The 13,622-nt window shown below is 37.8% G+C and carries 8 protein-coding genes; 5 read left to right on the top strand and 3 right to left on the bottom strand.

Annotated features, from left to right (window positions below; all coding sequences use genetic code 11):
• Window positions 1-121: 121 nt before the first annotated feature.
• Both FTT84_RS04805 and FTT84_RS04810 read right to left on the bottom strand, forming a co-directional pair.
• Window positions 122-1,120, bottom strand: coding sequence for a hypothetical protein (locus tag FTT84_RS04805; RefSeq protein WP_148728178.1), 999 nt, complete (start codon window positions 1,118-1,120; stop codon window positions 122-124).
• Window positions 1,121-1,136: 16 nt separating this feature from the next.
• Window positions 1,137-3,800, bottom strand: coding sequence for a type IA DNA topoisomerase (locus FTT84_RS04810; RefSeq protein WP_148728177.1), 2,664 nt, complete (start codon window positions 3,798-3,800; stop codon window positions 1,137-1,139).
• Window positions 3,801-4,188: 388 nt separating this feature from the next.
• Here FTT84_RS04810 and FTT84_RS04815 point away from each other — a divergent pair, with 388 nt between their 5' ends.
• From FTT84_RS04815 to FTT84_RS04830, 4 genes are all read left to right on the top strand, one after another.
• A complete protein-coding gene (locus tag FTT84_RS04815; protein WP_228719347.1) occupies window positions 4,189-4,677 on the top strand; it encodes a hypothetical protein in 489 nt (162 codons plus the stop codon).
• A gap of 1,096 nt (window positions 4,678-5,773) precedes the next feature.
• Window positions 5,774-6,973, top strand: a complete 1,200-nt coding sequence (locus FTT84_RS04820) for a hypothetical protein (RefSeq protein ID WP_005028487.1) — start codon at window positions 5,774-5,776, stop codon at window positions 6,971-6,973.
• Between the two features lie 68 nt (window positions 6,974-7,041).
• Window positions 7,042-7,950 carry a hypothetical protein gene (locus FTT84_RS04825; protein ID WP_077170259.1) on the top strand — a complete coding sequence of 303 codons (909 nt, stop codon included), beginning with the start codon at window positions 7,042-7,044 and terminating at the stop codon, window positions 7,948-7,950.
• A gap of 28 nt (window positions 7,951-7,978) precedes the next feature.
• A complete protein-coding gene (locus FTT84_RS04830; protein WP_227518626.1) occupies window positions 7,979-9,646 on the top strand; it encodes a virulence-associated e family protein in 1,668 nt (555 codons plus the stop codon).
• Between the two features lie 144 nt (window positions 9,647-9,790).
• On the opposite strand, the gene FTT84_RS04835 is transcribed toward FTT84_RS04830, so the two are convergent.
• Window positions 9,791-10,453: a head GIN domain-containing protein gene (locus tag FTT84_RS04835; protein ID WP_044112290.1), complete on the bottom strand. Its 663-nt coding sequence runs from the start codon at window positions 10,451-10,453 to the stop codon at window positions 9,791-9,793.
• Window positions 10,454-10,750: 297 nt separating this feature from the next.
• Between FTT84_RS04835 and FTT84_RS04840 the strand changes: the two genes are divergently transcribed.
• Window positions 10,751-13,594 carry a hypothetical protein gene (locus FTT84_RS04840; protein WP_005028493.1) on the top strand — a complete coding sequence of 948 codons (2,844 nt, stop codon included), beginning with the start codon at window positions 10,751-10,753 and terminating at the stop codon, window positions 13,592-13,594.
• Window positions 13,595-13,622 lie beyond the last annotated feature (28 nt).

Consider the following 13,622-nt stretch of genomic DNA (forward strand, 5'->3'; position numbering starts at 1 on the left):
GCATTTTATTGTTTCATTTTTTTAAGATCTATTTGATAAACAGATGCTTAAATTAGTATTCTCAACCAAAAGCCAATTAATAGCGGATTAACCAAAATCAATCCGTTTCTTATTAGTATGTTTAATGTGTTGCTACTGGCGTACCAAATGCATCAGGATGTTGTGGTTGTTCACCACCACTTTGTTGAGCTTGACCAGGTTGACCAGCTGGAGCAGTTGTCTTACGTGCAGCTAAGTCCTTCATGATGTCTTGACAAGACATGCCCCCTGTTTCGTATAAGTTGTACGCAACAGGATCTTTTTTAGGATCTGGCGGTACACACTCCAATTCAGGTTCACTAGCAGTTGCAGAATCGGCATTCATTTTGTCCAGTTCGGTAGTAATCAATGTCAGATCGATGTCACTTGGCGTAATTGGACGACTGCTGATCTGCAAGCGATAAGTCATAGACGGCGTTAGTAGCGCATATAGTTCGCGGATCTGATTGGCCATAAGCGCAGGATTTTTCATTACGATTTTTTGGCATAAGAAAAGGTGCACGTTGTTCGCGCTACAAACACTTCCTTTACGCTGACTTGTTTGTGGGTTTTGGGCATCCACTTTCAAGGGGTAGACTTCAATGTAAACTTCATACGGCGTATCTGGCTGAAATTGGAAGTTCTGCAAACTAGAAACGACAGTTGAATACGGTTCTGACGTATCTTGTGCATGACAGAATACTTGTGGTGCGTTACAGTCAAAGTTACGACTAATACGGTCGATAATTTTATTGCGCTGAGCAGCCAATTTCATACTTTCTTCTTTTACTCGTCTTGCAACTTCACTCTGCAGTCGAGCTTCAAGTTCAACATCGCTTTGTTGTGGACGTTCAACTTCGATGTTTTGATTGCCAAAAATAACCACAGCAAATAACAAAAAGAAAAGAACACCACCGCCAATCAAGATTAGCTTTTTATGCTTAGCAAAAAAGTTTTCATCAATGTTTACTTTTTTGCCCTTCTTTGCTGTCTTGGCTGGCTGTTCAGGCTCACTTACATGTTCATCATCGGGTTGGATTTTGATCGCTTCTTCAGCTTCCTTCCCGATGTTGTCCATATCATCTGGTTCGTGATTACTCATTTATTCACCTATTCAATTATTTACTTGATTTAGCTTTTGTAGAGGTCGATTTAGACTTGGCTTTCTTTTTGCCACGTTGAACTGGCTCACCGTTGTTGTCGTATCCACTTGCACCACAGCTAAAGCAATCCCATTTATACTTACGTTCACCACGTAAATTAAATGCAGACTGAATCATGGTCTGGCCACACTCAAAACACTTGGCTTCGTTGCCAGTGCGAGATTTTGTAAGTTGGGTATCTGGTGATCCATCTGGCAATATGTCGAAATAACGTTTACATGATGCAGCTTCACAACTGTATCGCTCTTCGTAAACACCAGGTTCTTTGCGGTACTTGGTATGTACAAGAGGCTTTTTACAGATACATGGATACTCTGTTTTGGTCACTTGGAATCTTGGCTCGTAGTTAGGACTACCATCAGGGAACACCTCTAATGGACCCGACTTACATTTTTTGCCTTTCAGGTTTGGATTGGATTTTTCACAAGAAAAGAAGTGATACGGCTTACCTGAAGAAGTTGAAATACCTTTTAACTCACGCAACCAACCGCCACACCCTTCAAGCTGACATTTGTATGTATGGTTACGGCGATATTCGTCAAAATCAGGAACCAAGTTACCGCTTTCGTCATTTGTAGAACGGTATGTTTCTTTACAGGTGCCATCTACGAACGCACGTTGAGAGCACTCAAAAAATACAGATTTATCAGTTGTAACCTGAGTCAGTGATTTGCCACATAAACATAAATGAGCAGTTGGCTCACGTACAGTTGGCTTACCCGGTTCATCTTTACCATCAACATTTCTGTTTGGCGCTGAACTTTTGCATGAATTACATGACCAGTAGACCGATGTTGTTTTGTCGCGATTGGTACCGATTTTCGGCAACATGCGTCCGTCATCACAGTTATTACATTTGTAGATAGGGAATGAATCAAGCCAATGTTTTGAGAACTGTCCTAATTCACTTTCAATCCCTAAATGGAACTTTTGGAGTTCTTGTTTGTAATCGGCATCACCAGTAGCGATTAGATCCAGTGTTTCTTCAATTTCTTTGGTGTAAAGCGGATCTGCAAAACTAAACTTACCTCTAATGTTTTGAATCAAGGTCAATCCATGCGGTGTAACTTCAATTTTCTTTTTAACAAGCTTGATATAGCCGTGCTTGATTAAACGTTCAAAGATTGATTGATAAGTACTAGGACGACCAATTCCTTTTTTCTCAAGTAATTTGACCAATGATGGTACGGTGTAGCGTGAACGTGGTTTGGTTTTGGTCGCGATAACTTTACCAGCAATAACATTGTGGTTTTGACCGACCTCAATATCCATAGGTAGCGTATGTTCAGGTTCTTTTTCTGAATCTTCTTCACCGTCCACGTATTCAAGTGCATTTTCATCAATACTGTAGGTCTTTAATAAACCCAACCAACCATCTTCCTTTAAGATACGGCTAGAAGCTTTGAATTCAGCATCTTTAGTAATGCTTTCACCATCTACATTGAGCGTGACATCTTTATAGACACCTACAACGGATTTAACTTCGTATTCAGCTGGAGCCATTTGCGATGCAACAGTACGCAACCAGATTAGACGGTATAGATCCTTTTGAACTTTGTCCTCACCAGCTTCAAAGGTAAAGAAGTCACTAGGACGAATACATTCATGTGCTTCTTGAGCACCATCGCGAGATTTGGCTTTATTGCCGATAATCGCAATGCCCTCTCTCTCACCAAAAGCTTCTAGAGCTTGCATGCCCTCAGGCGAAATTACGGCAGCATCAGTACGATGGTAAGTGATATAACCACCTTCATATAACTTTTGCGCTGCATCCATAGTTTGTTTTAGATCCAAACCAAGACGCGCTGCAGCTGCAGCTTGCAGATCAACAGTAATAAACGGCGCTGGAGCACTACGGAAAGATGGCTTAGTTTCAACACTGGTAATGGTTAAGTCTTTTTTATCAATTTCGCTTTGTAGACGGGTAATTGAAGCTTTATCTAACCACTGGTTATTGTGCACATCCTTCATTTCAGGATTAAGCCACTTAGAAAAATCCCATTTCGCAGCCCAACCTTGTTTTAGAGTTACTTCAAGGTTGTAATGTTCATGTGATTTGAAGTTTTTCAGTAGATCTTCTAAATCACCAAGCACAACGAGTACGGCAGATTGAACACGGCCAACAGGAAATTTGCCTTTTAAAATATTTGAAATTGGCTCATACAAGTAAAAACCGATCATACGGTCAAGGAAACGGCGTGTTTCTTGAGATGCCACCATACCTTGATCCAGCTCTTCACCATTTTGAAGTGCATTAGCGATCGTAGTTTTATCAATAGCGTTATATTTGACGCGAATATACTGATCGTCAGATAAGTTCAGGATACGTTTTAAGTGATATGCAATGGCTTCACCTTCACGGTCCAAGTCAGTTGCGAGGAAAACCGTATCTGCATTTTTAGCAGCCTGTCTTAATTCTTGAACAACGCGTGTTTTATTTTGAGATATTTCGTATTTAGGAACAAAGGCTGGATATGAGAAACCGATCTCATGATTAGGTAAATCACATACATGGCCAACTGAAGCGCGTACAACGAATTCGTGCGGATACAGGTCATCCAAGATATGTTGAATTTTTTCGACCTTTCCGGGTGACTCTACTATGAACAAACTACTCATTAAAATTCATCCAATTTTTAACTTTCTTTAGTAATAATTACTGAAGTTAATCTAGTAATGGTTTAAGTATATACAATTTTAAAATGTTTAAATAGGTTTAAGGGTTGATAAACAAACACTTTTAAGGGCTTATTTCTTAATCTTTAGTTGGATGAACATTTCAAGTGGTTAAATTACTTCCTGTTTTCAATAATCTACGCGAAAAAAGACAACAATATTTATCTAAAATTATGGGAAAAAATGGCTTAATTGTTTGAAAATGCACTGTTTAACCGTCACAAATTAAAATTCCAAAAATATTATTTAACGAATTAATGTTGTACTATAAAGGTATCGTTTGTTTTAAGCTAAAACCATGATTAAAAAACTTATAGTTTTAAGCACCTCATTGTTAATCATCGGGTGTTCGTCTACGCCACAAGAGAAACGCTTAGATCAATACCTTGAAGATACGAAAACTGATGCAAAGGAACGTAGTATTGACTGGTATTACAAACATGATTACGAGCGTAGTAATGTTTTAAATATTTGTTATTCCATTTATATAGATTCTGCTAAGAAAGCTGGTTATTACAGCGATGATGTTAGTGATGGCCGAGAAAAGTATTTAGACGATAGCGTACAAAAAGAAATGTACGCCTCAAATGACGAATGCAATAAGGCATATAAGGCTCAGGATATTCTAGATAACTTTGTTGCAAGCAATAGCCTTCCACAAGAGTCTTATGAAGACAAGTTAGATCCACAACAAGAACCAAGTTCAACACCAGAAGTATCACCTGAAGTACCAGAAGTGTCACCTGAAGCACCAGCAAATGAACCAGTCGCCACAAAACCACCAACACTGGAGGAATTAACCAATGCGAATCCGCAATAATGCGCTCATATGCCCAGGCCAATTTTTGATTCGATCTGCATTCTTTTTGCCCTAGCCATTTTACCTATAATAATTATTGGTATTGGCATACAGCTCAAAGAGAATTACGAGCGTAAGAAGCTCACTCAAAGCTATATGGATCAGCACTAAAGAAATGCAATAGGCAATAAAAAAGCAGCGAAATCGCTGCTTTTTTTATTTCTAATGAAGTTTACGAATAGGTTGAGTATAGGGGGAATCTTCTACTCGATGCACATGCATTGAATTGGTAATGTTCATTAAAGGTGAATTACTAGCCACTGAATGAGTCGTTGATGCTTTATGTGTGCGGTAGTTATTCAAAAACTGATCTACTACTGGCACATTGTTAGGCAATATTCCGATTTCGCGGTTAGTAATTTTAATCGTTTCTATTTGGTCTACATGGCTCATAACTAAGTCCACTACAATGATTAAAACTATGAGCATAATTATAGCTTAAAATTGAAGAAATTCCATTTTGGGATTTAATATTTGGTTTTTTTATGCACAGGTTTTTGTGGATAGTAGTGGGTATAAATGGCTAAGTTGTTGATTATTTAAGCTTTTAACATTGATCAAAAATTAATCAAAATAACGAAAAATAGAGTAAAATATGGAGAAATATAGCAGAAGCTATAGAAGAAAAAACAGGAAATGTCAAAAAAAGGGCAAAAAAAAACTATTAGAACAATCTCAGTCTAATAGTTTATTAAATAGGGTAATATCCCTTGATTCGTAATATAACCGATCTCTAATAAGTTTTAAAGCTTTTTTAATCATATTCACGGAAATTCCACAAACTATTATCTCATGCTGAACAAAAGTAATGATTAAGCCCTATACTCAGCTCTACCCTGATATATTGCAGATTAGTTAAACTGTTGTTTAGAAATCGCAAACAATATGATGTTATATTTGAGCAAGGTTAGAATTATGTATGAAATGTGAATGCTTTAAAAACTGATATATATTATCAACTTTTTAGAGTTTTACGCCTTATAGAATACATACAACTTGTTAGAATGCCTTATACTAATTAGCCACCCTCACACACCTTTTATGGAAGACCAGTATAGTGAAAGATTCAATCTTTGCTGATGTTATATCAAAGTTGAATGCGGAAGTTTTTACGCAAAAAGCTGGTCGCTTATACCCTCCTGTCAGTCAATTATTGGCACTGGAGAAAAAGTTAGCATTATGTACAGCATCATTGGTTAAAAGCGAAGACATTCCAGACTATAAACAGCTAGAACGCCTGTTTTGGGATAACGTAAATCATACCTATGGCACTGGTTATTTTGCGGAGATTCCTAAGTGGGGTTCCAACATCTTTATCCCATTACAGGTATGGGAAAGTGTGTTACAGCCTTATGCATTGTTCTATAAAAATATGAACCCTGAGTTTAACTTTTATGACTTTGCATTTACGACTGCAGCGTTGAGCGCTTGGCGGTACAGCCAACCCGTGCTAAAGCTTGAAAATGATGTATATCGCACCCTATTGAATGATGAAAACGGTCGCTATGTCGATGGTCATTTGCTGAATTACTACTTTCAGTGGACCAACTTTATTCATACACCAGGTCTAGGACACAACGACAAACCTTTATATGGTTTTTTCGCGCATCAAAACGAAGTTTTGTTTAACGGAAACAACGTTAAAGTACTGATCATCGTGTTTTGCTATGAAGATACTGAAGCCAACATATCTGATGAAGATCCTTTAAGCTTAACCTCTAATTGGGGAGACTATGTGGTTTTAGAGTATCGCACGGATACTATTAAAACCATTAAAGATAGTTTGATTGGTACCAACCTTAAAGGTAGTCCTGAGCTATTAATCTTACTTGGTAAAATGCTTAGCTTATTTAATTTCTCTATTCATCCTAAAACTGACATCTACAATCACCGTGGCTACCTGATGCAACCCACGTATAACGATACGATTGATTCATTTCTCAATAGTTATAGAAAGCACAAAGGTATGCCAGTACGCCGTGGCGTAGGTAAATCACCCTCTAGCAATCAACGCCGTGAAGTCCTCTATCATGTCCACGCACCAAGTTGTCCACGCCTGTTTGATACTGGTCTGAACACTGGTTTTGTGTCGCGCATGCACAAGAGTAGCCATATCGCTAATGACCATTTTAATACACTACATTGGCTTAAAACTGATACTGGCTTAAAACTAATTTCAGGTAGTTTATATACTCAAGAAACCGAAACTAAACTTATTAAATCAATTCAAAATTACTTTTATGGTAATAATACTTAAAGGTTTTCATTCTTTTTTCCTTAAACCTGTTATATAATTTTAATACCCATTTCAATCAATGAAGTATTATGCGTTTCGAGTTCGATCCATCATTTATATCTCATGTTGCAGTACGATTAGATGGCACTTCCTTAAAATCATTTTTAGACAACCTTGGAAACGTATCTTTTCAAGAAGCTGAAAGTTATTTAAGCAATCTAATTAAAGGGAATTATGAGCAAGACGAGTTTACTGTTGGCTTGAAAGTTAAACCTAAAAACTACAATCAAACAGAATTATTGGGGCATCTTTATAAAAATAGTGCCTTTCAATCGGTTTCAACTGAAGTATCGGATCTCGACACCCAAAACATGCACAATGACATCGCTCAATTCGTTCAAAGCTATGCCAATGTTGCAGATCTTCAGTACAACAGTTATTTCTTGGACAAGCAGACGTTTAAGCATGAAAAAACGTTAGATAGCTATATCTTCACAGAATTAATGCTGCAGTTCACCAACAATAATACCGTGAAGTTTCGTGTGGACGGCGAATATGTCACAGTGATTAATGCTGAGCTAACCTCTAAATACATCTATTTTAACGACAACAAGAATAAGCGGATCTGTAAGTTTTTAAGTAAAAATATGCATCCAGCTTATTTAGAGTCATTCTTAGAGCAGATGCATATTATTAAAATTGATTCTGAGCAGTACTTTTATAATGCAGTCGTGAATAAAACAATAAGTTATGATGCTGACGTTAACGCCTTTATGGACCAATCCCAGAATTTTTTAAATACCCTTGTGAAAGGTTATAAAAAACTGATCTTAAACAACGTGCGATTTAATCTTTACGAATTCTTAGAAGACGACCTTGAAAGTGTCATCCTAAACCGTATCACTAAGGCATGGCATTACGCTCATGAAATCACGTTGCAAACTAACAACCCATCAAAATATGTAGTCGCTCAACCGCTGGTTATAAAATATTTATAAGTGAGTTTCTTTATTTATGAACCCCCTCATGATCAAGTATGGTATCGATATTGGTACGCTATCTAAAATATTTAGATCGCATCTTGAAAATGAGGGCATTGTATTTGATCGTGAGAGTGACTTTCAGCTTGAACGAAGCTCTAAACGTATTTACCTCAGAACCAATCACCACAATGACGCCACAAAAAATAAGAAAAAAACGGCCTGGTATCTCGTAGATCTAGATAACGCACGTATGTCTTATGGTTGGTTTCATGCTGGCGGTGCAAACTTCACTTACAGCTTGTATGAATACATTCAAGAAATGGATCTGCAACCTGGTGACACCGTATATACCAAGGAACAGCAAGAAGAAGATCTTAAACGCTTCTTAAACTCATGCAAAAGTGCTGAGAAGAACAAAAAAGACCAAGAGATATTGGCTCAAATCTATACGGGTTTTGAATGGGCCAGAAGCCTACCCTTGCCAAACCGTCCACACAACTACAATGTGAAAAAGCAGATTAGCTTCAGTCATGCTAGATTGTACAATCCAAGCAACTTCACTAAAAATGAGCTGATTGATTATGTCAGCCAGTACTACCCTCAACACAAGAACAACACCATTATTCTGAACCGTATTATTGATCTGCAACCAGATCTAGATCAACAGTCGCTACGTCAGAACAAGCTTTTAGTTGAGGGGCAAAACCTCAAAAATCAAATCATTTTCCTTCAGACCATCGCTGAACACAAAAACAAGCGTGGTGAAGATAAGTTTACATTACGTGGTGTACTTGCAAACGGCGCTTTCAAAATCTTATATAAAGATCCATTGGATGCATGGAACCAAGATCGGATAATCTTTTGTGAGGGCTACGCCACTGGTGAAGCAATTGCAGAATCAATTCAATACTCTATTCCAGTCATTGTCGTGTACGTGGCTGGCAACATCATGAATGTAGTACGTGATTTCCGTGCCGAATTCCCGTTTTCACGCTTCTATATTTTCAATGATAATGACCATAAAACAGCATTAGAAAGCAAAATAAAGCGCAATCCCGGTATCTATTACGCAACAGAAGCATGCCGAGCTGTAAACGCAGCCATGATTGGACCTGAATTTACTGAAGAACAGCTAGATCTAAGTGACTGGAACGATTTTAAATGTTTATACGGCGTTGATTACACGCGTGATGTTATACGTCATAAAATGCAAAATGCCGTGTGGACGACTGCAATTCAAAGCACGGTTAACCCGAACTACTCTATCAGTGCCCTATTCTTTGGCATCAAACAACAGTTGGATGATATAGGCCTCTATCCTGATAGCATGACCAAAAAGAATTGGTTTAGCTTGGTTTTACGCGCATACGCCTTACTGACTCAACAGGGATTTAGTCAGATCCACCCGATTGAGCTGGTCAAAGAACAATTTATTGAGATTCTTGGCCAGATTAGCAAGCAACCCCGTAAAGTCACTGGAGCTGAAGAACCAGAACTCCTTCAGGCCTACACAAAACTTGTAGAAATGATCGCACGTAATGATTCAACAACAGCACTGAATCAACAGATTATCACCGTGATTAACTTATACAAAAATGCAGATTATCCAATTGAAACATTAAAGGTTTGGCTCAAAGATATTTTGAGTAAATCGAACGATCCTGAATGGTCCGAAAACTTCATTAATAATATTTTTATTTCGATAATTTGAATGTCAAACATAGACCCCCAAAGGTAGCAAACTTTTGGGGTTTATTTTTCTCTAAACTTTCATTGAACTAGGTTTATCGATCTACTTAAGACAAATGTTTCCTGATCTAGTTCGGTTTAGTGTCTTACAACTAGGTTTATCGACCTATTTAAAACTAATTTGTCCTGAACCAGTTCGGTTTTGTGTCTTATGGATTGGGTTTCCATAAACTTTAACGTTGCCTGAGCCTGAAAGCTGTACTTGAGCTGAATTGATAGCTGTACAAAAGATATTGCCTGAACCAGATAGCGCCACTTCTAAATTGGTGCTTTTCAGTGGTAACGCATCAAAATTGCCTGATCCTTTCAAAGATAAGACACAGTGTTCAATGGTACCGTCTAAATCCATATTTCCAGATCCACTAATACTTGCGGTAAATTTATCTTCATTTAGATTTAAGATCTGGATATTGCCTGAACCTTTTAAATCAATAGCTTTTAAAGTTGGGTAAGTGATCGATACTTCTAACGGTGAACGAGTACTAAAACTCACATTGTCCTGAATAGCTAAAACCAATACACCACCCTGAAAAGTAGCACTAATAAGATCCACAATATTATCGTCTGCAGTAATTTCCATTTTAGAATCACTTGAAGCAAAAAACTTCAGACTCATTGGACCTTTCATACAGATTTCGTTAAATGGGCTTACAGGTACTTGCTTAGTCACTCGTTTTCCACTTCCAACGATTTGATGGTTTGAACCTGAACTGTATACATTGGCGTTGCCATTGATTACAACAGAACCCGAAAAAAACTGTTTTGACATATAAACCTCAAATTAATAAAAGTAATTTAACCCTAAATAAGTGGTCACTCATAACCTATTTATTGTCTGTAAATTATAACATTGAGGGCTTAAATCTTTTTTATTAAAATAATAAATTAAAACTTTTAATTTTTCTTTAAACCTTTATTAGACATAGCTTATATTAAAGATTAAACAGAAATGTTTTTAGAATCGGTATATACTAAAAGTATAAATTTTCTTAAGCATATGATTAATAGTCCTATGCAACCTGGGTAGCACATTGCACCTGAATATATATTAGAAATTGGAATTGTTATGGCTGAGAAAGTACCGAGCGCCCGACATAATTGTGATTTAAATACGATGTTTCAGTTTTTCCAAGAAGAACTGGAGCGAAACTACGGATTCGTATTCAAGTCATCTGGTAAATATCAATTCGTGACCGTATTTGATGAAAAAGTGCCTTGCCTCACCGAATCAGATAACCCTAGTAAATCAAGTAGCAACAATGTCAAACCACGAGGGATGTATTGGATCTATCCAAACATGAACCGTGATACTGGTGAATACTGGCCAGTGCTCAAAGGACACCGCTTTGGTGTAACTGACATTGAAATCTCAATTGCTTTTGCTGACCACTATAAGAACGTAATCAAGCCTCAACGAGATTCAAACCCTAACTACAAACCACCAAGCAAAGAAGATGTTGATCGCCGTGTACGTGAGTTTGAAGAAGCTCAAAAGAAGCATCTACTTCAACAAGAAAAAGAGCTCTTAGCTGCACAAATCGCTATCCGTATTGAGTGGCAACGTGCTGGTAAAGTTATTGACGATTCATTTTTTAATAATAAAACTGGAAGCATTCAGACCTTTAAACGCGACATTCGACAAATGCCGTATATGGTTGAAAAGAACCTAGAGCCATACGGCGCTAAAATCATGCGTAAAGATAACTTTACCCGTGATGAAGCCATTGAAGCAGTAAAGCGTGAACTTCCTGAATCAGCCACCAATCAACAGCTTCTCGTTGAAACAGTAGAGAATGTATTAGCGTATCAAAAGCATTTTATCAACTTTGAACCTGAGCTTGAGGGCGAAAAGAAAAAAGGCTTTGATTTACGTAAAAGCAGAGCTGTCATTCTTGCACCGTTAATTGACACCAATAACAAAGTCGTCAATTTACAGCGTATCACCCACCATCGCCAAAAAAAGCGCAACAAAGAAACCAACAAGCTTGAAGAAGTACTGCATAAGGGCAAGTACTTTTTTGATAAAGCCAAAACGAAAGATGCATTCTTGCCTGTTAGCAAAAATCCTGATGTTGGCTATGAAGTCTTTAACCCAAATGCAAAGAACTATTTGATCAAGGAGGGTTGGGCAACAGCGATCAGCGCACGTAAGGCGTTGGATGCTGGTTTAGAGCTTGGTTTATTGGGTGAGGGTTTTACTGCAGAAAACACACAAGTTTTAGCGTCATACAGTAAATCCAATATCTCAAGTGTTGCTGAGCTTATCCGCAGCATCAATCCTGAAGCCAATATATTTGTTGGTTATGATAACGATGCTGGCCAAACGCTTGAGTCTGGTTTGAATCCTGGCTTACAAGAAGCTTGTCACAACTTTTCATTAAGTGGTGTGTTAGGTGATGTGAGCAAACATGAAAATACACGTATCACCCTACCCCCAGTTTTCCAAAATAAATTATCTGTTTCTGATTGGGATGATGCTCGTCAATATTTAGGTGTTGAACGTTTAGCTGCAGAGTTGGCAAAAGAACTAAATAACGCCGTCAAACGTATAGACAACAAGATCCCTGAAGTTGCGTATGCAATTAACCGCTACAACCGTCAACGCGAAGCTTATGCAGCCAAGTTCCCTAATAAAGAATACCAACCGAATTACGGCATTGTGATTGCACAATCAGATGAAAAATATCTGGAATTGCAGAACATACGAGCTAAAAACCAAGCAAATATTGAAAATTACAACGCAAATATTGAAAAGCGTAAACAAGATCTATCAAAAGCTAACTATGATGGACCAGCTGGTACAGGTAGCACGAAATCCTATGCAAAACCAAAGTACCAACCGCCGTCATTTGATAAAGCATTTGATGATAAATCAACTCCAACCGCTACGGCACCTGTATCTTCGCCCGTCATGACTCTTGAGGGCATTAAGTCTTATATGGAGATCCTTTCTGAAATTGATGTCACCAAAGTTCAAAATGATGTTTTGAAAGTTGTAGCTACTGCAGATGGCCATCAAAAGATTAAAGCCGGTGATATTGAATTCGAGAAAATGGGTGCCAAAGAACCAACCACTAGCACAAACCCAAGTATGGATAGCATGCAAAATACCAAAGTACATATTGATGTATCCAAGGACATCAACAAAGATACAGTTAAATTGCAGAGTGTGGATCGTTCGACCATTCCCGAACAAAACCTTCAGCAAGGTATCGATCATCATAGCTACGCTAAGTCAGCTATCTTTACCGCTTTTTGGCTTCATTCAGCAGAAATGTATAAAGCTAGAAAGTTAATTCATGAAGCTGGTATTAGTAATGCCGATGTTGAGGGTTCAATTGCTGTCGCTGAAGATAAGCTCAATAAAGCTCAGGAAGAAGTTTCTAAGAAGCGGTCGTATCCTGAACTTTTTGTGATTAGTGCGTCTGATAGCGAATACCGTGCGTCAATCATGAAAGTTTTATCTGATTTAGAGGCTGCACATCCAGAGTGGCAGAATCTCAAAACATTTAGAGAAAATCTTACTGATAGGACCATTGCATTTGATCAATTGAATCTGGATACATTGAAGATCAAAAACAAAGTAGTGCATTTGATTGTCAGTAATGTGACCAATGATCAAAACTATCAAAAGGTTCAAGAAAGCCTCACCACCCTTTTAGATACATCGAACAGCTTGTCTTTGGACCGTCAACAAAAGTTCAATCTTGTGAACGGTCTAAGTAAAACATTAAACAACATGGCCAAACTGTTAGATGAACCACCAGTCTTCCAAAGACTGAACGATTTCTTTACTCGTTTTGAAAAGCGTGTAGATGATCTCGTTCTAGGTGATGGTCTAAAGCTGTATGGTATAGAACCGCAAAATTTAAACAAAACTAACGAACGTGGACAGTCGTTCGATATGTAAAAGCAGATATGAAAAAGCCCCGAATATC

Source organism: Acinetobacter sp. YH01019, from assembly GCF_013420285.1.
Lineage (GTDB): Bacteria > Pseudomonadota > Gammaproteobacteria > Pseudomonadales > Moraxellaceae > Acinetobacter > Acinetobacter gandensis.

Bases quoted from the DNA above. Each gene is read 5' to 3' on its own strand.
- FTT84_RS04805 (WP_148728178.1), bottom strand. From the start codon at position 1,120: ATGAGTAATCACGAACCAGATGATATGGACAACATCGGGAAGGAAGCT.
- FTT84_RS04810 (WP_148728177.1), bottom strand. From the start codon at position 3,800: ATGAGTAGTTTGTTCATAGTAGAGTCACCCGGAAAGGTCGAAAAAATT.
- FTT84_RS04825 (WP_077170259.1), top strand. From the start codon at position 7,042: ATGCGTTTCGAGTTCGATCCATCATTTATATCTCATGTTGCAGTACGA.
- FTT84_RS04830 (WP_227518626.1), top strand. From the start codon at position 7,979: ATGATCAAGTATGGTATCGATATTGGTACGCTATCTAAAATATTTAGA.
- FTT84_RS04835 (WP_044112290.1), bottom strand. From the start codon at position 10,453: ATGTCAAAACAGTTTTTTTCGGGTTCTGTTGTAATCAATGGCAACGCC.
- FTT84_RS04840 (WP_005028493.1), top strand. From the start codon at position 10,751: ATGGCTGAGAAAGTACCGAGCGCCCGACATAATTGTGATTTAAATACG.